Origin of the sequence: Agaribacter marinus, from assembly GCF_030160655.1 — a bacterium.
Lineage (GTDB): Bacteria > Pseudomonadota > Gammaproteobacteria > Enterobacterales > Alteromonadaceae > Glaciecola > Glaciecola marina.
This window is the reverse complement of the sequence record NZ_BSOT01000019.1, coordinates 260,951-283,493: the sequence shown is the minus strand read 5'-3', so window position 1 is coordinate 283,493 and position 22,543 is coordinate 260,951. Positions and strand designations below refer to the sequence as shown.

25 protein-coding genes are annotated in these 22,543 nt (G+C 41.6%); 9 read left to right on the top strand and 16 right to left on the bottom strand.

The window, feature by feature from the left end; translation table 11 throughout:
* Window position 1 precedes the first annotated feature (1 nt).
* From QQK00_RS20155 to QQK00_RS20145, 3 genes are all read right to left on the bottom strand, one after another.
* Window positions 2–742 (bottom strand): ChrR family anti-sigma-E factor, encoded by a 741-nt coding sequence (locus QQK00_RS20155; RefSeq protein WP_284219498.1) that lies wholly within the window; start codon window positions 740–742, stop codon window positions 2–4.
* The gene (locus QQK00_RS20150) at window positions 735–1,349 is read right to left on the bottom strand and encodes a sigma-70 family RNA polymerase sigma factor (protein WP_284219497.1); all 615 of its coding nucleotides are present in this window, start codon (window positions 1,347–1,349) and stop codon (window positions 735–737) included. Before QQK00_RS20150 ends, QQK00_RS20155 begins: the two co-directional genes overlap by 8 nt.
* 116 nt (window positions 1,350–1,465) lie before the next feature.
* Complete coding sequence (locus QQK00_RS20145) at window positions 1,466–2,035, bottom strand: LON peptidase substrate-binding domain-containing protein (RefSeq protein ID WP_284219496.1); 570 nt, start codon at window positions 2,033–2,035, stop codon at window positions 1,466–1,468.
* Window positions 2,036–2,154: 119 nt separating this feature from the next.
* Here QQK00_RS20145 and QQK00_RS20140 point away from each other — a divergent pair, with 119 nt between their 5' ends.
* From QQK00_RS20140 to QQK00_RS20120, 5 genes are read left to right on the top strand one after another with little or no spacing between them, the layout of a single operon-like run.
* A complete protein-coding gene (locus tag QQK00_RS20140) occupies window positions 2,155–2,604 on the top strand; it encodes a nuclear transport factor 2 family protein (protein ID WP_284219495.1) in 450 nt (149 codons plus the stop codon).
* Window positions 2,604–3,329, top strand: a complete 726-nt coding sequence (locus QQK00_RS20135; protein WP_284219494.1) for an SDR family NAD(P)-dependent oxidoreductase — start codon at window positions 2,604–2,606, stop codon at window positions 3,327–3,329. The genes QQK00_RS20140 and QQK00_RS20135 overlap by 1 nt, the downstream gene beginning before the upstream one ends.
* Window positions 3,330–3,333: 4 nt before the next feature.
* The gene (locus tag QQK00_RS20130) at window positions 3,334–4,617 is read left to right on the top strand and encodes an NAD(P)/FAD-dependent oxidoreductase (protein WP_284219493.1); all 1,284 of its coding nucleotides are present in this window, start codon (window positions 3,334–3,336) and stop codon (window positions 4,615–4,617) included.
* On the top strand, window positions 4,617–5,369 hold the full coding sequence (locus QQK00_RS20125) for a DUF1365 domain-containing protein (RefSeq protein ID WP_284219492.1): 753 nt from the start codon (window positions 4,617–4,619) through the stop codon (window positions 5,367–5,369). The genes QQK00_RS20130 and QQK00_RS20125 overlap by 1 nt, the downstream gene beginning before the upstream one ends.
* Before the next feature lie 14 nt (window positions 5,370–5,383).
* Window positions 5,384–6,637 carry an SAM-dependent methyltransferase gene (locus tag QQK00_RS20120; RefSeq protein WP_284219491.1) on the top strand — a complete coding sequence of 418 codons (1,254 nt, stop codon included), beginning with the start codon at window positions 5,384–5,386 and terminating at the stop codon, window positions 6,635–6,637.
* 56 nt (window positions 6,638–6,693) lie between these two features.
* On the opposite strand, the gene QQK00_RS20115 is transcribed toward QQK00_RS20120, so the two are convergent.
* Both QQK00_RS20115 and pomA read right to left on the bottom strand, forming a co-directional pair.
* Window positions 6,694–7,629 carry a flagellar motor protein MotB gene (locus QQK00_RS20115; RefSeq protein ID WP_284219490.1) on the bottom strand — a complete coding sequence of 312 codons (936 nt, stop codon included), beginning with the start codon at window positions 7,627–7,629 and terminating at the stop codon, window positions 6,694–6,696.
* The gene (gene pomA, locus QQK00_RS20110) at window positions 7,629–8,390 is read right to left on the bottom strand and encodes a flagellar motor protein PomA (RefSeq protein WP_284219489.1); all 762 of its coding nucleotides are present in this window, start codon (window positions 8,388–8,390) and stop codon (window positions 7,629–7,631) included. The genes QQK00_RS20115 and pomA overlap by 1 nt, the downstream gene beginning before the upstream one ends.
* 249 nt (window positions 8,391–8,639) lie before the next feature.
* Here pomA and QQK00_RS20105 point away from each other — a divergent pair, with 249 nt between their 5' ends.
* Genes QQK00_RS20105 through dxs form a run of 3 tightly spaced genes read left to right on the top strand, consistent with a single transcriptional unit; the run spans window position 8,640 to window position 11,683 of the window.
* Window positions 8,640–8,870 (top strand): exodeoxyribonuclease VII small subunit, encoded by a 231-nt coding sequence (locus tag QQK00_RS20105; protein ID WP_284219488.1) that lies wholly within the window; start codon window positions 8,640–8,642, stop codon window positions 8,868–8,870.
* A 6-nt stretch (window positions 8,871–8,876) separates the two neighbouring features.
* Window positions 8,877–9,773 carry a polyprenyl synthetase family protein gene (locus QQK00_RS20100; RefSeq protein WP_284219487.1) on the top strand — a complete coding sequence of 299 codons (897 nt, stop codon included), beginning with the start codon at window positions 8,877–8,879 and terminating at the stop codon, window positions 9,771–9,773.
* Window positions 9,774–9,820: 47 nt separating this feature from the next.
* Window positions 9,821–11,683, top strand: coding sequence for a 1-deoxy-D-xylulose-5-phosphate synthase (dxs, locus tag QQK00_RS20095; RefSeq protein ID WP_284219486.1), 1,863 nt, complete (start codon window positions 9,821–9,823; stop codon window positions 11,681–11,683).
* Between the two features lie 115 nt (window positions 11,684–11,798).
* Here the strand turns inward: dxs and QQK00_RS20090 are convergent, their stop codons facing one another.
* From QQK00_RS20090 to lpxD, 10 genes are all read right to left on the bottom strand, one after another.
* Window positions 11,799–12,302, bottom strand: a complete 504-nt coding sequence (locus QQK00_RS20090; RefSeq protein ID WP_284219485.1) for a phosphatidylglycerophosphatase A family protein — start codon at window positions 12,300–12,302, stop codon at window positions 11,799–11,801.
* A 27-nt stretch (window positions 12,303–12,329) separates the two neighbouring features.
* On the bottom strand, window positions 12,330–13,304 hold the full coding sequence (gene thiL, locus QQK00_RS20085; RefSeq protein ID WP_284219484.1) for a thiamine-phosphate kinase: 975 nt from the start codon (window positions 13,302–13,304) through the stop codon (window positions 12,330–12,332).
* A 2-nt stretch (window positions 13,305–13,306) separates the two neighbouring features.
* On the bottom strand, window positions 13,307–13,729 hold the full coding sequence (gene nusB / locus QQK00_RS20080) for a transcription antitermination factor NusB (protein ID WP_284219483.1): 423 nt from the start codon (window positions 13,727–13,729) through the stop codon (window positions 13,307–13,309).
* Window positions 13,729–14,205, bottom strand: a complete 477-nt coding sequence (ribH, locus tag QQK00_RS20075; protein WP_284219482.1) for a 6,7-dimethyl-8-ribityllumazine synthase — start codon at window positions 14,203–14,205, stop codon at window positions 13,729–13,731. The genes nusB and ribH overlap by 1 nt, the downstream gene beginning before the upstream one ends.
* An 84-nt stretch (window positions 14,206–14,289) precedes the next feature.
* Window positions 14,290–15,390, bottom strand: coding sequence for a bifunctional 3,4-dihydroxy-2-butanone-4-phosphate synthase/GTP cyclohydrolase II (gene ribBA / locus QQK00_RS20070; protein WP_284219481.1), 1,101 nt, complete (start codon window positions 15,388–15,390; stop codon window positions 14,290–14,292).
* A gap of 10 nt (window positions 15,391–15,400) precedes the next feature.
* Window positions 15,401–16,060 (bottom strand): riboflavin synthase, encoded by a 660-nt coding sequence (locus QQK00_RS20065; protein ID WP_284219480.1) that lies wholly within the window; start codon window positions 16,058–16,060, stop codon window positions 15,401–15,403.
* Window positions 16,061–16,063: 3 nt separating this feature from the next.
* Window positions 16,064–17,200, bottom strand: coding sequence for a bifunctional diaminohydroxyphosphoribosylaminopyrimidine deaminase/5-amino-6-(5-phosphoribosylamino)uracil reductase RibD (gene ribD / locus QQK00_RS20060; protein ID WP_284219479.1), 1,137 nt, complete (start codon window positions 17,198–17,200; stop codon window positions 16,064–16,066).
* Window positions 17,201–17,249: 49 nt separating this feature from the next.
* Window positions 17,250–17,702 (bottom strand): transcriptional regulator NrdR, encoded by a 453-nt coding sequence (nrdR, locus tag QQK00_RS20055; protein ID WP_284219478.1) that lies wholly within the window; start codon window positions 17,700–17,702, stop codon window positions 17,250–17,252.
* A gap of 65 nt (window positions 17,703–17,767) precedes the next feature.
* The gene (gene glyA, locus QQK00_RS20050; RefSeq protein WP_284219477.1) at window positions 17,768–19,024 is read right to left on the bottom strand and encodes a serine hydroxymethyltransferase; all 1,257 of its coding nucleotides are present in this window, start codon (window positions 19,022–19,024) and stop codon (window positions 17,768–17,770) included.
* A 142-nt stretch (window positions 19,025–19,166) separates the two neighbouring features.
* Window positions 19,167–20,183: a UDP-3-O-(3-hydroxymyristoyl)glucosamine N-acyltransferase gene (gene lpxD, locus QQK00_RS20045; protein ID WP_284219476.1), complete on the bottom strand. Its 1,017-nt coding sequence runs from the start codon at window positions 20,181–20,183 to the stop codon at window positions 19,167–19,169.
* 127 nt (window positions 20,184–20,310) lie between these two features.
* On the opposite strand from lpxD, the gene ettA reads away from it, so the two are divergent.
* Complete coding sequence (ettA, locus tag QQK00_RS20040; protein ID WP_284219475.1) at window positions 20,311–21,978, top strand: energy-dependent translational throttle protein EttA; 1,668 nt, start codon at window positions 20,311–20,313, stop codon at window positions 21,976–21,978.
* 96 nt (window positions 21,979–22,074) lie between these two features.
* Here the strand turns inward: ettA and QQK00_RS20035 are convergent, their stop codons facing one another.
* Window positions 22,075–22,491 (bottom strand): Lrp/AsnC family transcriptional regulator, encoded by a 417-nt coding sequence (locus QQK00_RS20035; protein WP_284219516.1) that lies wholly within the window; start codon window positions 22,489–22,491, stop codon window positions 22,075–22,077.
* Window positions 22,492–22,543 lie beyond the last annotated feature (52 nt).

Sequence of the window (22,543 nt, the reverse complement as noted above, 5' to 3'; positions counted from 1 at the left end):
ATTAACGCTTTGAAGTATGAAGGTTGAAGTATAGTTGACTGAGAGGGTTTATCACTCTGGCCCAACTATTTGTAAACGACAATGGCTCGTCGATAATAATAAAAATTAAACACCCTTCCCCGACTTTTGTTACTGGGGAATGCGTGTGTTTTTCATCAAACGTTACAACATCTCCCTGTCGATACGAGCCAATCCCATCAGAAAACTGCCCATCAATGACCAATATCATCTCAGTGCCTGCATGCGTATGCTCAGGCACATAGCCGCCTCCTTCAAGATAAATAAAATACGCTAAGTTTCTGCCGCCTATTTTAATTGGCACCTGCCACAATTTACCCAGATACTTTGACCAAACAACATTTTGTGGGATGTATCGTGCCAAGGTTTTTGGTACTGCAAACCTTTTACCTTCTAAGTGCAAAATTCTTGAATCGTCTATTTTTCTTCTAGATGACATTTGGTTTATATTATCAGGCGTATTGCGACAGGCGGATGTTTCTGTTTTCGTTGTCGATATATTGTTGTCAGTTATCGCCTGCATCATAGAATGCATTCCATCAAACGCATTTTGACATTTTTCAGACTCTAATGTTTTTGCTTGTCGAAAATGCGCATTTTCAGCCCGTATCGCACAACAGCTGCACATATCTATATGTGCAGCTGTTATTAAGGACTTCGCAGGGGAAACGTTACCAGCAACAAAATCTTCAATATCCCATTCAGATGGATGATATTTAATCATGTTCCTTTAACATGTCTTTCAAGCGCTGAAGAGCAAGTCTGGTCCTTGATTTGACTGTGCCAAGGGGAATATGTAACTCATCAGCAACTTCCTGTTGTGATTTTCCGTCGATATATATAGCTTCCACAACAGCTTTTTGTTTTACCGGTAGATTTTCAAAAAATTGTCCTACCTGCTCTAACGTTATCTGCTCATCTAATGGGGCTGATGTAGTATCAGCGGTTTGTTCACAAAGGACTGGCCACAAATCGTCTGAACAAACGTCTTCTTTTCGATTCTGAAGCTTTCTAAGCATGTCAAAACGAATATTTCTAGCAATTGTAAAAATCCACGTTGAAGGTGAGCCTTTTTCAGCATTGAACAAATGCGCTTTTTGCCAAACATTCGACATAGTGTCCTGCACTAACTCCATTGCTAACGCTTCATTTCCCATTTGTTTCAGTGCATAAGAACGCAATCGCGGCGCAAAATAACTAAACACCTTACAAAAAGACAACTTACAGCGTTCTTTTGCAACAGTATCTAAGTACGCTGACATTTCTGCTGCACATTCTTTCGGCTTTACGTCATCTCTTTTCTGATTTTCCAACGGAATTCCAATTAGCATCTGACCACACCTTCTTATAGATTTTACTATAGTATGATTTGAGTATACTTAAAGGAACATTAACTAAAAGTTAAAAAAGATTAATGTTTGTTAGCTGGCAGTATTTGGTTAATCTACTAGGGCTTAATTAGTTGATTCAGGTATTGAAAAACTTTTTGTGTATCTCCACTTTTCAAGAAATGTTGTTTTTGCTCCGCTGCCACCGGTAAAAGTTCAAGCCAACGATTGATGACCCATTCAGTTTCATTAAATCTCACGTCATCATATAACTCGCTTACTTCAGGGTATTGCTGAAAAACCTCTCGTAACTTTTCGTTTATATTTTCAATATCATTGTTGGGAGATTTCGACTGCCAAATACTCGCTTCATTGCAGTCACCCACCCTTAAGCCATCATGCTCAGTTTCAATGTTGTTTATAGAAACGCAGTAGTGACCTTCTACTGTTACACCTAATAAACCATCATCCAAGATATCAAAATCAATCACTTTACAATATGTCCCAATGGGAAATATGTGAGTATTTAGCGCTCGTTCACCAGTTTCGTTTATCATACAAATAACAAAGCCGGATTGCACTGCACACACTTCTTTCACCATTCGGATATATCGCGGCTCAAATATTCTTAATGCTAGTCGACCTTGAGGCAATAAATGTGACGATAATGGGAAAAGGGGTAGCCTCATTTTTATTCCTCATTTTTAGATATACAATTTTTACTTAGTTTACATAAACTTGGATCGCGCTCTTGTTTAATTAAAAATTTTTAATTGATGATCTACACGTATTTATTCGTAGTAAAAAAATGACAAAAAACAAACCTAATCAACGAATGAATATAATTGAAAAGTTTTCAACGTTTTACGTGGACATAACATCGATGAAAATTGATGACCTAGAGAAAATCTACAGAAAAGACGTTGTATTTATTGACCCAATAGCGCACCATCAAGGATTGGCCGCAGTCGAAATGTACTTCGAGCGACTTCTATCAAGCGCCAAATATTGTCAATTCGAGATAAGTAAAAAGCTAAGAAACGGTGAGTCGGACGCTACGATTTGTTGGACGATGTCATATACGTCTTCCAAACTAAACGGCGGAACTCCAATACATGTCGACGGCACAACCATCTTAGAAATAGAAGATGATATGATTGTTTATCACAGAGACTATTACGATTTAGGGCAAATGGTGTATGAGCATCTTCCCTTATTCGGTCGACTTGTAAAAACGATTAAAAGGAAAATGGCATAATGGCTAGCGTCCTAGTAACCGGTGCAACATCCGGTATAGGTGAAGCACTTATTAGAATGCTAGTGAAAAATAATCACCATGTAATAGCCTGCGGACGCAACCAAAAAAAGCTGGATGAATTATCGAATCTTGGGAATATTGACATCAAAGCATTTGATATTTCAGATAAACAAGCGGTTACAAACGCACTCAGTAATGTGTCAGCAGACATATACGTGCTCAACGCTGGCACATGCGAATACGTGGACGTAAACGATATAGACGCAAGTATGTTTGAACGCGTCTTTGCCACGAATGTGTTTGGTATTTCGAATATTATGTCTGTCATAACAAAAAACTTGGTCAAAGGTAATAAGGTCGTTTTCGTTGATAGTTTAGCGCGATTGTTACCCTTTACTCGCAGTCAAGCCTATGGTGCGAGCAAAGCAGCCGTGCACTACATGGCAAAAAGTTTTGCGGTAGATTTAGCCCAATACGGTGTCAAGGTTAAAACTATCTCCCCTGGCTTTGTAAAAACCCCACTTACCGATAAAAATGACTTTAAAATGCCAATGAGCATTTCTTCAGAAAAAGCAGCAGCATATATGTATAAAGACCTTTTCAACAATAAATCAACGGTATATTTCCCTCGTAGATTTAGCTTCACTATTCGCTTATTGAGCGCTTTACCAGACGTTTTCAAACATAAAATTTGCTTGAAAATGACTAACAATGGGAAGGTGTAATGTTATGAATAAAAAGAAGATTGCTGTTATAGGAGCCGGTATATCTGGCCTCACTTGTGCGTATTTGTTATCACGAAATGCTGACGTTCATGTTTTTGAAGCCAATGACTACATTGGTGGCCATACAGCAACGAAGAAAATAAATGTTAACAATACTGAATATTCGATAGACACGGGGTTTATAGTCTTCAACGATTGGACTTACCCAAATTTTATTAAATTACTATCACAACTCAAGGTAGAAAAACAAGAAACTGAAATGAGTTTTAGTGTTCACAATGAAAGCACTAACATGGAGTATAACGGCAACACAATTAACAGCCTTTTTGCACAACGCAGAAACGTTATTTCGCCTACCTTTTTGCGGCTAGTAAAAGACATTGTCCGCTTCAACAAAGTGTGTAAAGCTGCCCTTCTCAATGACAATTATGATCATCAGCAGACACTTGGCCAATTTATCCGGCAACACAAATTTTCCAAAGTATTTCTTGATAACTATATTCTGCCTATGTGCGCTGCAATATGGAGTGCCAGTTTAGAGCAGTCGGCTAACTTTCCGATCAAGTTCTTCCTACAGTTTTTTAATAACCACGGCTTATTGAATATCACAAATCGGCCTCAATGGTATACGATAGTGGGTGGTTCAAATGCCTACGTTCCGCCATTAATTGAAAACTTCAAACACAATATTAGACTTAACTCGCCGATAGATTGCCTTGAATACTCTGAAGACGGTATTAGCCTCTACGGGAAAGTCAAATACGCAGGTTTTGACGATGTCATTTTTGCTTGCCATAGCGATCAAGCATTAAAGATACTCAGTAAGTCAATGTTCGCTGACAATTATAAAACGAACGTCAAGGCCGTGTTAGGTAACATCCCATATGAATTAAACGACGTTGTGATGCACACGGATACGAGCGTTTTACCTGATAGAAAATTAGCATGGGCTAGTTGGAACTATCGTTTAACAGGTGTTGAAAACGAAGGTAAGGCACTAGCTAAAGTGTCTTACAACATGAATATATTACAAAAGATAGACGCCCCTCAAACGTTTGTTGTGAGTCTGAATGACAGCGATAACATTGACGTAAATAAAGTGCTAGGTAGATATAAATATGCTCACCCACAGTTTTCTGCGGATATGGTAGAAGCACAAACTCGACGCAGCGAAATATGTGGTGTAAATGGCATTCATTTTTGCGGAGCATATTGGTACAACGGTTTTCATGAAGATGGTGTAAGAAGCGCGTTAGACGTATGCCAACGTTTTGGGGAGAGTCTATAATGCAGTCATTTGAAAGCGCGCTGTATAAAGGCATCGTATTCCACCAACGCACTCATCCAAAAAAACATAAGTTTTCATACAATTTATTTTTGTGGTGGATAAAACTTGAAGAACTCCCCCAACTAGAAAACACGCTAACACTATTTGGAGTCAATACAAAAAAAAGAGCTTGGTTGAGATTTAAGTTTTCTGACTACATGAATACAAAAAATGTAGAACATTCGGCAACTACGCACGAAGAACTAGAAAATCATGTGTTGAAAACGATGTCTAACTTAGCGAAGGAAACTCTTACAGGCAGTATATTTTTCTTGGGGCAAACGCGTACATTGGGTAAGTACTTTAGTCCAGTGAACTTTTGGTTCTTACGAGACGAAAATAACAATTTTACACATATGTTAGCAGAAGTATCAAATACCCCTTGGAATGAACGCCATCACTATTTGGTTGACTTAAAATTGCAGGAAAACACAACAAAATCGTTCCATGTCTCGCCTTTCAATCCAATGGATATGATATATAAATGGAATGTACAAACTCCATGTGACTATATGCGGCTACAACTAAGTTGTTACAAAGATATAAAGCACTTTGAAGCGGCTATCGATATGAAAAAAGAAACACTAAACAATAGCGCCTTGAAAAAGACACTATTCTCAATACCAAGCATGACAATTAAAACGGTCGTGGGAATTTATTGGCAAGCCTTAAAACTATTTATTAAGCGCGTACCTATATATACGCATACATAACGAAGGAAGTAGCAATGTCACACAGTGAACAAACTTATCATGCAGCAGAATCCATGACATTTTGGGAAAAAACTTGCCGCTCTCTTTTTATTAGTGCTTTAAAAAACATACCTGACGGGCAATTACTTATAAAGGAAAATGGAAGTATCGTTGCTGACTTAGGTAATAAGCATCACGCACTAAAAGCGGAAGTTAACATACTAAACCCAGCAGCCTACCCAAAACTATTGTTAGGTGGCAGTATTGCATCTGGTGAAACCTTTACTGACAAACTTTGGGATACACCAAATTTAACCAATGTTATTCGTATTTTTGCCAGAAACCTGTCGATGCTCGATCACTGGGAACAAAAGTTCAAATGGTTAACGATGCCATTGCTGAAATTAAAACACCTAGCGAACAAGAACAGTACCAAACAAGCTAAAAATAATATCGCCGCTCATTACGATCTAGGCAATAAACTTTACACCAAATTCTTAGACGATAGCATGATGTACTCAGCTGCGATTTATCCAGATCCGAACAGCTGTTTAGCGTCGGCGCAACAACATAAACTTAAGACTATTTGTGACAAGCTAAAATTATGCGAAGAAGATCATTTAATAGAAATTGGTTCTGGTTGGGGTGGGCTGGCCATTTATGCCGCTCAAAATTATGGCTGTAAAGTCACGACAACAACCATATCTGAAGAACAATTCGCGTTTGCTCAGCATAAAGTCGCGGAACAACAACTTGAAGATAAAATCACTTTACTCAAAAAAGACTATCGCTTACTTGAAGGGCAATACAGTAAACTGGTGTCAATAGAAATGATCGAAGCAGTAGGCAAGGAATACTTACCTACCTTTTTCAAAAAGTGTAAATCACTGCTAAAGCCTGACGGCGTAATGCTGATTCAATCTATCATCATCGATGATAGACGATATGATAGTTACTCTAATAGTGTAGACTTTATCCAAAAACATATTTTCCCTGGCGGCTTTTTACCCTCGCAATGCACACTCAACCAGCACGTGAAAAAATATACGGACATGAGTATTAGAGATGTACATGATATTGGTTTGGACTATGCACAAACCTTACGCGACTGGTTTCAGCAGTTCATGTCTCAAAAAAATGCGCTCAATGAAGATGGTTACGATGAACGGTTCATGCGTATGTGGCAATACTACTTGAATTACTGTGAAGGAGGCTTCATGGAGCGTGTCATCAGTACTGTTCAACTCGTAATAACAAAGCCCCATTACCGTGCTGAATTGCAACGCTAAAAACACGCCGATGACTCGGCGTGTTTTTGTCAACTGACTGGTGCTCATTCAAACCATTACTGAGATTCTGGTGCAGACAATGAAATAGGATCTGAATACTTTGGCTTACCTTGGGTTATCGCAATTTCGACACGTCTATTTTGCGCCCTTGCCGCTGCGGTATCTTCGTTACTCATTGGCTGAGTAGCAGCCTTGCCAATAACTCGCATGCGGGTTTCATCAAACTGCGGAGCACGCCTTAATTCTTCAGCAACCGCTACGGCACGTTGTGCACTTAAATCCCAGTTAGAGCTATATAGTTCGTTGGCAATTTGAATACCATCACTGTGCCCCGTTATTTCTACGTTACCAGGCATATCATTTAATAAGACACCCAAACGACGAATTACCGGGACAAATTGCGGTTGTAGAAACGCAGAGCCAGCTGAAAAAGACCCATTTTCTCGAATACGAATGATAATTTGCTGGCCAAGATTTTCAACATCCACCGCACCATCTTTAATTTCTTTTTGAAGAAGCTCTTCGACTTTTTTCTTATTTTTTTCAAGTTGCTCTTTGTTCGATGCCGCAGCACCGGCAGAAGATGTTTCATTGGCTGTTTTCGGAGATTGACCACCACGGAAATTACCACGTTGTTTCTGACGACCACCGGAAGAGTCATCTTCACCTTCTTGGAAGTTAAGCATTGGACGAGTGATATCTTGAGTAACTTGTTGAATTGTCTCAATCGGCGTCGGATCGGGTTTCCCAGGTCTAAATTCCAAGGCGACAACGCTGGTACCTTTTGGGATATCTTTTAATTCAATTTTATTCTGTACACCAAAGGCAAATTTCATCGACCCGGCTATCTGCTTAAATTTCTTAACGTCCATTTCGGAAAATGAAAGCAACAATACGAAGAAGCACATTAACAAGGACATTAAATCAGCAAACGTCCCCATCCATGCTGGGAGCCCTTCGGGGGGGCATTTGGGGCATTCTTGTTCTTCCATTATTCGGCCTCGCTAACTGCGCGTTTTCCTTCCGCAATATAACCTTTCAACACGCCTTCGATAACACGCGGGTTTTGTCCATCGGCGATGCCAAGAATACCGTCCAAAATAAGACTTTGGTTGAGTTTTTCTTCACCACAACGCACTTGTAACTTAAATGCAACGGGCAGGCAGAATAAGTTTGCTAACATCGCCCCATAAAGCGTGGTCAGAAGGGCTACTGCCATCGCTGGACCAATTGACTTAGGGTCATCCATGTTTGATAACATCGCTACCAAACCAATCAACGTTCCTATCATTCCCATTGCAGGTGCTACATCCCCCATCGACTTAAAAATCACGGAACCGGAGTCGTGTCGTTCAGTGGTGTTACTAATATCTTTCGCCATTGTTGCACGCACTACATCCACGTCGTGTCCGTCAACCAGCATATCGACACCTTTCTGCATAAATGGGTTTTCTATTTCTGCTTCTTCCAATGCCAAAAACCCGCCTTTACGCGCCGCATCAGCCATTTCAACAATTTTTTCAATAAGCTCTTCTGGTGCTTGCAATTTAAATGAGAACGCCTTTGCGACGACCTTTCCAGCACCCAAAAATTGTGACATCGGATATTGCATCAACACAACGAAAATAGACCCGCCAAATACGATTAATACTGACGGAACATTAAAAAATATAGTGATGTCGCCACCAAGGACCATTGCCATTACGACAAAACCTAATGCGCCTAAAAAACCGACAAGGGTTGCTAAATCCACTGAATACTCCTAAAAATTTGTATATTCTTATAGGTCGAATACTTTAACGGCGGGAATGGATGCAAAGGCTGAATCTACTTCCCACCTCAATTAATGGTATTAACGGCAAATATCAGCGATCCTTTATTAAAATGATTCATCACTTAGAACAATGGATAAAGCCTTTTTTCTTAACGCTTAAGCACATATTTACATTGAATTTACAGGCGGGTTTAGGTATCTTTCAGACAAATTTTATGAGGGGTCGCTATGAGCACTAAAAATCTTTCTTTTGAACAAGCAATGCAAGAACTTGAGAAAATAGTGTCTCAGATGGAACAAGGCGATATTAGCCTCGAAGAATCGTTAAAAAGCTTTGAACGTGGTGTGACGCTTGCTCGTCATAGCCAGTCGTTATTAAGCGAAGCTGAGCAAAAAGTGAAAGTATTAACACAGCGTGGGAATACTGAAGAGCTCCAAGACTTTAATACCACCGACTAGCCTTTCATGAGCAAAGTATTAAAAGCACTGCAAACTGAAGCAAATGACGCCATTCAATCTACATTTATTAGCCTTACAAAAAGACTAAATTATACAAGTTCTCCCCTACTCGATGCAGTTGAATATGCCTTATTAAGTGGCGGAAAGCGGATGCGCCCTTTACTGCTATCCATAACTGGAACGATGCTATCCGCGAATAAACAAGATATTAACGTCGCATCATTGGCGATCGAGTGCATTCATTCTTATTCCTTAGTGCACGACGACTTACCCGCGATGGATAATGATGATTTACGCCGAGGAAAGCCTACCTGCCACATCAAATACGATGAGGCAACTGCAATTTTAGCGGGTGATGCACTTCAGTCATCAGCTTTTGAATGCTTAAGTTCAATGCCGCTAAGCGAATATGCACAAACCAAAAGGCACGAACTCATCGCAATATTAGCGAAAGCCTCTGGCATGCGAGGCATGTGTCAGGGTCAAAGTCTTGACCTATTGGCGACAGGGGAAACAATCTCTTTAGACGACCTCATCAAGCTACATCAGTTAAAAACAGGCGCATTAATAGAATCTGCTGTTAGTATGGCCACTTGCCTATCACCAACCGCGAATGAAGATACGCGCAAGCTACTTAGCGTTTATTCAAAGGCCATCGGTTTAGCATTTCAGATTCAAGATGATATATTGGACCTTACATCAGATACAGCAACATTAGGTAAACCGCAAGGTTCAGACCTGATAAATGGCAAATCTACCTTTGTAACGCATTTAGGTTTGCAGGGAGCTAAAGACGCGCTAACCGTGCAGTATGAAGAAGCACTACACGCGCTTGAACAATTACCTTACAATACAGAACAGCTTAAGCTTTTTACACAATACATGGTCGCAAGAACCCACTAAAATTTGCCATTGTAAAATCCAACTTTGAAAATAAGACAAAAGACAGAATGACGCTAGACTTATCACAGTACCCTAACTTAGCAAATGCAAATACGCCTGAAGAATTGAGGCTATTGCCAAAACATAAGCTGAGTAAACTATCAACCGAATTGCGACAATTTCTGCTTAACTGCGTTAGTCAAAGTAGCGGTCATTTTGCTTCTGGATTAGGGACAGTAGAGCTAACGGTTGCACTGCATTATGTATACAACACGCCATTTGATCGCGTTGTTTGGGATGTTGGTCATCAAGCTTATCCTCATAAAATTTTAACTGGTCGTCGCGACCGTATGACGAGCATTCGTCAGAAAGACGGATTACATCCATTTCCTTGGCCACCAGAAAGTGAATATGACACATTTGCCGTTGGACACTCGTCTACGTCCATTAGCGCTGCCCTTGGTATGGCGATCGCAGCAAACAAAGAGAATAAAGGACGAAAGGTCGTTGCGGTAATCGGTGATGGGGCAATGACTGCAGGTTTAGCATTTGAAGCGCTTAATCATGGCGGCGATTTAAATGAAGACTTGTTGGTCGTACTAAACGACAATGAAATGTCGATTTCCGAAAACGTTGGTGCGTTAAATAGTCATCTAACTCGACTATTAACGGGATCACTCTTTAATACAATTAGAGATGGTAGTAAAAAAATCCTTAGCAATGTCCCACCAATAAAAGAACTCGCCAGCAGAGCCGAAGAACACATAAAAGGTATGGTTGTACCGGGCACAATATTTGAAGAGCTAGGCTTTCATTATGCAGGCCCTATCGATGGACATGATGTCAACGCTGTCGTCGACACCCTCACTAACATGCGAAAAATGAGTGGCCCGAAACTGCTGCATGTGGTGACTAAAAAAGGCAAAGGTTACGAAAAAGCGGAACAAGACCCTATAAAATGGCATGCAGTACCTAAATTCGATCATACCACTGAAGAATTTCCTAAAAGCAAGCCAGGCAAACCGACGTTTTCCGCGATCTTCGGAACTTGGCTTTGCGATATGGCTAGCGCCGATAGCGATCTTATCGCAATTACCCCAGCAATGAGAGAAGGTTCTGGAATGGTTGCGTTTTCACAACGCTTTCCTGATCAATATATTGACGTAGCCATTGCGGAACAACATGCGGTAACGCTTGCTGGGGGACTCGCGAAAGAAGGTAAACATCCTGTCGTGGCGATTTATTCAACATTTTTACAACGCGCATACGATCAACTCATTCACGACGTCGCTCTGCAAGCTCTCCCGGTATTATTCGCTATCGATAGAGCAGGTTTGGTAGGTGCAGACGGCCCTACGCATCAAGGCGCATTTGATATTCCATTTTTACGCTGCATACCCAATATGATTATTATGACGCCGTCTGATGAAGCCGAGTGCAGAAATATGCTATTCACTGGACACAAAGCCAATATGCCTGCTGCTGTTCGATACCCTAGAGGCGCCGGTATTGGTGCTAAACCTAGCGAAAAAATGGATGAAATAACGTTAGGCATTTCAAAAACGATAAGAAACGGCGAAAAATTCGCAATTCTGAATTTTGGTACATTAATCAGTGAGGCACAAAAAGCTGCCGAGATCCTAAACGCCACAGTAATCGATATGCGGTTTGTTAAACCGATAGATAAAGACGCAATACTGCTTGCTGCGCAGGCGCATGACTTATTAGTAACACTTGAAGACGGCGCCGTCTCAGGTGGTGCTGGTAGCGCAGTCCAACAGTGTCTACACGAAAATAAAGTATTGGCGTATGTACTCTGCCTTGGTTTACCTGACGAATTTATTATGCAAGGCACTCAGCAAGAAATGTATGCTGAATTGGGACTTGACGCACAAGGCATTGTGAATGCTATAAAGCAATATCATGATTAGACCATATACAAGCCCTAGTATCGAAGTGATTAACTAGGCACTTATTAGCTATGATTGTTGGCAGTTATAGTTGTTGGCGCAGTACGCCTACATGTAAAATGCATGCATTGAGCGACTACAAACCATTGACTAAAAGCGGTAGTTCTAATTGAAAGCCAATATGAATTAAGCCACAAGCTATTAAGCCTGCAACGATATCGTCAAGCATTATGCCTGTGCCACCATGCACTCTTCTATCTAAAGCACTAATGGGCCAAGGCTTAAGAATATCGAAAAACCTAAACAAAATGAATCCGATTAGCACGTTTTGCCATACCAATGGGACAAAAAGCATTGTGACTAACATACCTGCAATTTCATCCCACACAATAGCACCATGATCATGTAAACCTAATGCATCACTTGTTTTTCCACAAAACCGTACACCTGCAATACAGGCAATCAGAGTGACTAACAAATACCATTCAGTACTGACGAAAGACAATAACAATAGCAAAGGTATAGCTGCCAAAGAACCGAATGTGCCTGGCATAGCGGGTATTAAACCTGAACCAAAGCCAAGCGCAAAAAAATGATCAACTTTCTTAAGCGATACTTTCTTCCGTAGTTGCCGATCCATACTCGTGTGGGTTACCTAGCTAATAAACTAAAAGTGTTGAAAACCAGTGGATTGCTTGCCAGATAAAGCATATGCTTCATCATTTAAACGGAGTTCAAGCTTACCTTGTGCGCCTGTAACTTGCCCAATGCAAGTGCACGGAATGTTATAACTCGCCATAGCAGACTCTACACTTACTCTATGCACTTCAGGTACAGTAAACAATAACTCATAATCATCGCCACCAGTACAAGCATATTCTAAGGCTTGCTCTAAATGAGGAATGGACTTCCCTAAGGCTTTTGATATGGGCAGTTGGTCGAGATTAAGCACTGCACCAACACTAGAGGCATTAAGTACATGTTGCATGTCTTGCAACAAACCATCAGAGATATCAATGCAAGAAGACGCTAAACGCCGTAATGTTTGCCCGGCGAGAACTCTTGGTGTCGGGTAATAATGTCTGTTCACCAACGCGTTTTTATGAGTAAGATCATGAACGTCCAATTTACCCAATAAAACATCCAAACCTGCGGCCGCGTCACCTAAAGTACCAGTAACAAAAATCCAATCACCCGGTTTGGCGCTAGAACGAGTCAATATACTGTCTGGCGGCACAAACCCTTGTGCAGTAATTGTAATAGCTAAATCACCTTTAACCGTATCACCGCCAATGAGTTGAATAGAAAAATATTCCGTCAACTCGCGAATCTTATTCGAAAACTCTGAAAGCCAAAGTTCGTCAGCACTAGGGATAGATAGCGATAAATTAATCCATGCAGGCTCGGCCCCCATTGCGGCTAAATCGCTTAAATTAACGGCAAGCGACTTATGTGCAATAGCATTTGGTGCACTCCCTTCTAAAAAATGCACAGACTCTAATAATGTATCAGTGGTAGTCGCTAAATACTGTCCGTCTGGAATCTGCGTAATTGCCGCATCATCACCAATACCAACTTTTACATCTCGTCGTTGATAACTAGACGTTTCAAAGTAATTTCGTATAAGATTGAATTCGTTCAAAATTACTTTCTTTCGTCCTTTCTTAAGGTTTTAATCGCTTTATCTAGCGCGCCATTAATGAATTTGTGACTCTCTTCGGCACCGAAAACCTTCGCAAGTTCAATTGCTTCATTTATAACCACTTTAAATGGAATATCGACTCGCTCAACAAGTTCAAAGGTAGCAATACGTAAGATTGTTTTTTCAATAGGGTCTAGCTCTTCAGGCAAACGACCAAGATAGGGTTTAATGGCCTTATCAAGCGCTTCGACTTGATTGTATACACCATCAATAACCTCTTTAAAGTAAGCCATATCGACTTTTGTCATATCATTGGTGGTTGCCATATGCAATTCAATCTGCTTAATGTCGTTTCCACTCATGAGCCAACTATATAATGCTTGGACCGCGAGTTCCCTAGCTTTTTTTCTTGCTTGTGGCTTCACTATAAAACCTCGTCTATAGCAGCCATTACGTTGACCATTTCTAGGGCTGAATGCGCAGCTTCGGCACCTTTGTTTCCAGCTTTCGTGCCAGAACGCTCAATCGCTTGCTCAATACTATCCGTCGTGATTACACCAAACGCTACCGGGATTGTGGCGTCCATAGCAACTTGCGCCAAGCCTTTATTGCATTCGCCGGCAACAAAGTCGAAATGTGGCGTACCACCTCGAATGACTGCACCAAGTGCAATCACCGCATCAAAATTACCTTTTTCTACCAACTTTTTAGCAACCACTGGCAATTCATATGCGCCGGGTACTCTGACTAGAGTAATATCATCAGGATTCACTTCACCGTGACGTTCCAATGTATCTAACGCACCATCCACAAGGCTTTCAACAACAAAACTATTAAATCTTGCTACAACCACCGCAAATTTCTTTCCTGTGGCGCGAATGTTACCTTCGATTATATTCATTGATTTTTCTCCTGATAAAAACGGCGCAGAGTATAGCACATATACTTCAAGGCGCGCTGCTCTTTGCTGTATAATTTTTATTGATTAATCAGATATATATTCTACTACTTCGAGCCCATAGCCAGATAGCGCCGAATACTTTATTGGTTTGCTGAGTAAACGCATTTTTTTGATACCTAATGATGCCAATATTTGGCTGCCAACACCGACTGTGCGCGAAGAACCTTCCCACGCTTTTGCCTTACCTGACTCACCATTATCCTCAGCTTCAAATTGTCTAATCTGACCAATTAAGTCTTCTGATTTTCCGAGTAAAACCAACACACCACCTTCATCATGGATGCGCTGCATAGCCTTCTGTAGACTCATAGAACGATTAATTGACCGCGTAGAACCAAGTAAATCACTTAATGTATTTTGTAAATGCACGCGCACTAGCGTTGGCAAATCAGCTGATATGCCTCCTTTTTTAAGCGCAAAATGAAGCTGATTGTCAATTACATCTTTAAACGTGATGAGTTCGAACTCGCCCACCTCTGTTGGTAGTTTACAAGTGGCGACTTGTTCAATAGTGGTTTCGTTTAAATTTCTATATTCGATAAGATCTGCGATTGTACCGACTTTAAGATCATGCTTTTCAGCAAAACGTTCAAGTTCTGGTCGACGGGCCATACTGCCATCATCATTCAGAACTTCGACAATCACTGCCGCAGGTTCACACCCAGCCATTCTAGCCAAATCAACGCCTGCTTCTGTATGGCCAGCTCTATTGAGCACCCCACCTTCTTTGGCAACTAGTGGAAAAATATGGCCTGGTTGTACAATGTCATCAGCGACCGCATTCCTATTGACGGCGGCCAGAATTGTCGCGGCTCGATCAGCAGCAGAGATACCTGTCGTTACCCCTTCTGCGGCCTCAATCGACACCGTAAAGTTAGTGGAAAATTGCGCACCATTATTGTCTACCATTAACGGCAGCTTTAATAGTTGGCAACGCTCTCTTGTCATTGGCAAACAGACTAGTCCTCTGGCGTGTGTAACCATGAAATTGATATCTTCAGGCGTGACATGCTCTGCTGCCATAATAATATCACCTTCATTTTCACGATCTTCATCGTCCATCAAAATGACCATTTTGCCCAATTTGATATCTTCAATTATTTCTGCCGTTGTGTTTATTGCCATTTTTTTACTCTTATTTTAGATAACCATGTTTTGCCAAAAACGCGAGGCTCATGTCAGTAGACTTTTCTTCGGCGGCGCTATCGCCTAGCATTAATCTTTCTATATATCTCGCAACTAAATCCACTTCCAAGTTGACCGCTGTACCGGATTTATATCCGCCTATTGTGGTTTCTTGCAATGTATGTGGAATTAACCAAAGCATGAACTTGGCGCCGCTGACCTCATTAACCGTGAGACTAACACCATCAACGGTAATAGACCCTTTGTGCGCAATATACTTTGCCAAGTCATTCGGCGCTTTTACCCACACTTCGACATAACGCGTATGATTGGTAACAGAAATAACCTCACCAACACCGTCTACGTGACCAGACACTATATGACCACCAAAGCGAGTGTCCGCACGCATTGCTTTTTCTAGATTAACAACACTACCTGCTTTGTAATGCGCAAACCCGGTCAACTTAATCGTTTCTTTGGAAACATCCGCAACATAATATTCAGCGCTCATGTCAACAACGGTTAAACAAACGCCATTGGTCGCAATGCTGTCACCAAGTTTAACATCCGACATGTCTAAGCTATTTGTGCTTACGACAAGACGGATATCATTACCCTTATTGTTTATGCTCTTAATCGTGCCTTTTGCTTCGATGATCCCAGTAAACATATCCTAAAACCTATCACTCTTCGTGTGTTCTAACTTAACTCTATATTTTAAGTCATTCCCAATATAACAATGACTTAAAATGCGCCCTCCCACTGCATTTTTCAAGTCGCCTAACTCAGGTAACTCAAGTAAATCACGCCCTTTATCTCCTAAGAACATAGGCGCTTGATACAAAATAAGTTCATCAACTAATCCTTGAGATATCAACGCACCGCAAAGCGACGCACCTGCTTCTACCCACAAAAGGCTTATATGATGGTCGCAGGCTAATGTTCGAAGCATGGCATCTAGGTTAACCCTCCCATTGACCGATGACGCCTGCACCTGTTTTGTGTTTTCGGTCTCTGATATAGAAATATTAGGTGATAAATTAAAAACCAAATTCTGATTTCCATCACTAAACAAAGTAAAGGTGTCATTTAATCGGTTTTGTCCATCCACTATGACTCTAAGTGGCTGCTTTCCCCTTGATAGAAATGCCTGCCCAACCTCAGAACGTAAAGATTCGCCCCGAACAGTTAAACGAGGATTGTCCTTCAATACGGTATTCGCCCCGGTAAGAATAGCGCAAGCTTTTGCTCTTTCATGCTGAACGTCATCTCTTGATGCGTGGCTAGTGATCCATTTACTTTTGCCATTCGCCAAGGCAGTTTTCCCATCCAAACTACTTGCTAACTTTATTACGACATAGGGACGTTGATGGCGCATACGCTTGAAAAAAGCATAATTGACGCGTTCACATTCTTCTTCTAACACGCCGCAGTTAACAATAACGCCATTTTCTTCTAAGATTTTGATGCCACGTCCGGCAACTAAAGGATTGGGATCTTTACTACCAATCACTACACGGCGCACACCGGCGTTAACAAGCGCAACAGAGCATGGACCCGTTTTACCCGTATGCGAACATGGCTCTAAGGTAACATACACTGTGGCATTCTTGGCAGCTTCGCCAGCTTCCGTTAACGCATGAACTTCAGCATGGGCTTCGCCCGCTTTTTGATGATAGCCACGTCCGACGATTTTTCCTTCTTTTACTATAACGCAACCTACTTGTGGGTTAGGTGTCGTTGAATATTGGCCTTTAACAGCCAAGCTGAGTGCTTGCGCCATAAAGTCGGCATCTTTACGAGAATTCATTCAATAGTAGTCTTCTAATTTTTAACTATATTCACAGGTATCAAATCGATTAATCATCAGACAAACGTGCAATTTCTTCACCAAACTCTTTTACATCTTCGAATGAGCGATAAACGGAAGCAAATCTGACATATGCCACTTTATCCAACATCTTGAGGTGTTGCATGATAAGCTCTCCAACGAACTCACTTTTCACTTCACGCTCACCCGTCGCCCGCAAAGAAGACTTAATTTGATGAATGCACTTTTCAATAGCCTCTGCACTGACTGGACGTTTTTCTAGTGCACGCGTTAACCCTGCTCTTAATTTATTTTCGTTAAAAGGTTCTCTAGTACTGTCACGCTTGACGACACCGGGCAGCACAAGCTCCGCTGCTTCAAACGTCGTAAATCGTTCATTGCATATCGTACATTGACGTCGTCGACGCACTTGCGCGCCATCTGACACTAATCGCGAATCAATCACTTTAGTCTCTTGCTGAGAGCAAAATGGACAGAACATAAAACGCTCCAAAGAAAACAAAAAAAGCCGGAACAAGTCCGGCTCATTTAAATAAACACTAGTGACTAGCCGTAAACAGGGAATGATTCACAGAGAGTAACGACCTCTGATTTAACTCGTTCGATAACCGCTTCATCACCCATATTGTCTAATATATCACAAATCCAAGTTGCAACTTGCTGAGACTCGGCTTCGTTAAATCCACGTCGCGTAATCGCTGGTGTACCGATTCTTAATCCGCTGGTCACAAAAGGCGAGCGAGGATCGTTTGGCACAGAATTCTTGTTTACGGTAATATTCGCAGAACCAAGCGCTGCATCAGCATCTTTTCCGGTAATGTCTTTATCAATTAAATCTAACAAAAATAAATGATTGTCCGTACCATTTGATACAACTTTGTAACCACGTGCTTGAATCACTGACACCATCGCTTTGGCGTTCTTCAGCACTTGTGCTTGATACACTTTAAAATCGTCAGACAAGGCTTCTTTAAAAGCAACGGCTTTTGCCGCAACAACATGGCACAATGGCCCACCTTGATTACCTGGGAATACCGAACTATTGAGCTTTTTGTAGATAGTCTCGTCACCGCAAGCAGAAATAATCAAGCCACCACGCGGGCCCGCAAGCGTTTTATGTGTCGTCGTTGTTACCACATGTGCATGTGGAACAGGGCTAGGATAAACACCAGCGGCAACTAAACCGGCAACGTGCGCCATATCAACAAGTAAGTATGCCCCTACTTTATCTGCAATCTCTCGAAATTTAGCCCAATCGACGATACCAGAATACGCGGAGAAACCACCGATAATGAGCCTAGGCTTGTGCTCTAACGCAAGCGCTTCCACTTGTTCGTAGTCGATAACACCAGTTTCGGGGTGCAGGCCATACTGAACAGCATTGTATGTTTTACCTGAAAAGTTAACATGTGCGCCATGTGTTAAATGCCCACCATGCGCCAAGCTCATACCTAACACCGTATCATTAGCGTCAATTAAGGCCATAAAAGCCGCAGCATTCGCTTGTGAACCTGAATGCGGCTGAACATTGGCGTAGTCCGCTTCAAACAACGCTTTTGCACGTTCGATAGCGAGTTCTTCTGCAACATCGACATACTCACACCCGCCGTAATAGCGTTTGCCAGGATAGCCTTCTGCATATTTATTTGTTAATTGAGACCCTTGCGCTTCAAGCACTCTAGCACTGCAGTAATTTTCTGAAGCAATCAATTCAATATGATGCTCTTGGCGCTGAGTTTCTTTTTCCATAGCTACAGCTAATTCTGGGTCGAATTCTGCGATGGTCATTTTGCTTGATAACATAGAGTCTCCTTAGGCAAACCAATTGGGGTCTGAGATATAACGTAAAAATCGCGGCTATTTTAGCCCAAAAACTGGATTTGTATAGCGTTAGTTAGGAATAACTTAGCCAAAAACTGTAAATCCAATTTTGCGTCTAAGCCTTTTAGCTCTTTCCTTCATTTTCTATAGCTTTAACGCGATTATAAAGTTTGTCTATCGTCCTCAATTTAACAGTATTTCGTTGCCAATCTTTATTCGGCGCAGCCGGCATGCCAGATGAATAAGTTCCCTTTTCTTTAATACTCTTGGTCACCATAGAAAAACCGGTTATCTGTACACCATCTGCAATGGTAATGTGACCATTGATCGCGCATTGCCCTGCAATCACGACATATTTACCAATAGTCGCACTCCCAGCAATACCTACGCCACCGCACAAACAGACATGATCACCAATAACAACGTTGTGTGCGATATGTACTAAATTGTCAATGATGCAATTTTTACCAACAATCGTGTCGTCAAGCGCACCACGGTCAATACATGTGTTGGCGCCGATTTCAGTGCGTTCACCAATTTGCACACTGCCTGTTTGCGGAATTTTAATCCAGTTGCCGGCGTCATTGGCATAACCAAACCCATCACTGCCAATCACCGAGCCGCTGTGAATTGACACCTCGTCACCCAATTGCACCTTATGGTAAATAGATACATTTGCGCTTAGCTTAACGCCATTACCAAGTCTCGCGCCTTCGCCAATAAACACGTTCGCACCAATTTCACAATCGTCGCCAATGAGTGTGTGAGCAGAAATAACTGCACCGTCAGCAACGGCGACATTTTTACCTAGCGTAGCACTCGGAGCGACGCTTGCAGTTGCGGCAATGCCGACCGTAATATGCGGTGTCGTGTCCAATAGCTGTGAAGCTAATGCAAACCCAACATAGGCGTCTTTTACGATGATGGTATTTCCTTTATAACTGATTTCGGCTTTCTCACTTAAAATCACACAACCGGCGCCGGTATTATGCAAATCATCAACAAATTTGGCGTTCGATAAAAATGAAAGCTGGCTGCTATTCGCTTGACGTAAACTTGCGATACTATCAATTTTTAGAGAACCATCACCTTTCACTTCTCCACCAATGTGTTCTGCGATTTGCGCTACACTATATCCCATGTATGTTTTACCTTTAAAAAAACGGGTTCTTTATTTACGCGCATACTAGCATAAAATTTGTATGACTAAACTTGGTGAACTGCATTACAATACCAAAAAAACTAACAATAACTTGGTAGCGATATAAATGGCACAATACGTTTATAGTATGCATCGTGTGGGTAAAATCGTCCCACCGAACAGACAAATCTTAAAAAATATCTCTCTTAGCTTTTTCCCAGGCGCTAAAATTGGCGTACTCGGCTTAAATGGCGCAGGTAAATCTACCTTACTACGCATCATGGCAGGTGTTGACACCGACATTGAAGGAGAAGCCCGGCCACAACCTGATTTGAAAATTGGTTACTTACCGCAAGAGCCCAAACTCGATGAAAGTAAAGATGTGCGCGGCAATATTGAAGAAGCGGTTGCGGATGTCGTTGATGCATTAGCGCGAATTGACCAAGTATATGCAGCTTATGCCGAGCCCGATGCAGATTTCGATGCCTTAGCAAAAGAACAAGGCGAACTAGAAGCCATAATTCAAAGTAAAGATGGCCACAACTTAGACAACGCGCTAGAGAGAGCAGCCGATGCTTTGCGTTTACCGCCATGGAATGCAGATGTAAGTAAGCTTTCAGGTGGAGAACGCAGGCGTGTAGCGCTATGTAAATTGCTCTTAGAAAAACCAGAAATGTTGCTACTCGACGAACCAACAAACCACTTAGATGCGGAATCTGTGGCTTGGCTTGAACGCTTTTTACATGACTACGAAGGCACAGTTGTCGCCATTACCCATGATCGCTACTTCCTAGACAATGTCGCAGGGTGGATATTGGAACTTGATAGAGGTGAAGGTATTCCTTGGGAAGGGAATTACTCTAGTTGGCTTGAACAAAAAGACCAACGCTTGGCGCAGGAAGAACGCACTGAAAACGCACGTCAGAAGTCGATTAAGCAAGAACTTGAGTGGGTACGTTCTAATCCTAAAGGCCGCCAAGCTAAGAGCAAAGCAAGAATGGCGCGCTTTGAAGAAATGAATACAAGCGACTATCAAAAGCGCAATGAAACCAACGAACTTTTTATTCCACCCGGAGAACGATTGGGTGATAAGGTGATAGAAGTAAGCAATCTAAGTAAGTCTTATGGCGACCGACAACTTATTGATGACCTAAGCTTTAAAATGCCAAAAGGTTCTATCGTTGGCATCATCGGCCCTAATGGCGCGGGAAAATCAACACTATTTAGAATGTTATCAGGGGCTGAAACACCAGATTCTGGTGAAGTTTCTGTGGGCGACACAGTACAACTCGCGAGTGTTGAGCAGTTCAGAGATCACATGGACGAAACAAACACGGTGTATCAAGAAATATCTGACGGCCAAGACATTATTCGCATTGGCAATTTTGAAATAAACAGCCGCGCATATTGCAGTCGTTTTAACTTTAAAGGTACTGATCAACAAAAATTCATCAAAGACCTATCAGGTGGTGAGCGCAACCGCGTCCATTTGGCAAAGTTGTTAAAAGCCGGCGGCAATACGCTCTTATTGGATGAACCAACCAACGACCTAGATGTTGAAACCTTGCGGGCTTTAGAAAATGCCTTATTAGAATTTCCCGGTTGTGCCATGGTTATCTCACATGACCGTTGGTTCCTAGATAGGATTGCAACCCATATTTTAGACTACCGAGACGAAGGTAAAATTAACTTTTATGAAGGTAACTATGCAGAATATGAAGCTTGGTTGAAAAAAACGTATGGGCAAGATGTCGTTGAGCCGCATCGTTTAAAATATAAGAAGATATCTGCTTAGTTAATCTAATTACGTTAATTACTTTCTTTATTAGGAATAGTAAGTCTGCACTAGGACAAACCTAGAGTAGGCTTACTTTTATCCAACCGACACGCACTAGACCCAATCGCTCATGACGACATGCGTTTTTATTTTTATAATGTCGTCAGACGCATCTAACGATTCTCGTATCTCATGAATACGCTGCATTGAAGGAGCACTGACAAATATCAATAAATCCATATCACCGGTGATACCTTGACACTTAATCACCTCCGGTATTTTGCGAATGAATGGAATAAGATCTGCACATCTGGCGCACTTATGCTGAATCTCAAAATACACACTGACCCCACTTTTTTGAGATTCCGACAGTAAGACTTGATAACCTTTAATAACTCGCTTCTGTTCGAGTTTCTTAATCCGCTCAGATACTGAAGAACGAGACAGACTTACCCTTTGCGCAATGGAAGATACACTTGTTCTAGCATTTTCCTTTAATACATCGAGAATCTCTTGATCAAATTTATCCATCATTTATCTCAGTAAGCAACGCCTTAGCTCAGGGGGAAATGTGAGCTACGGT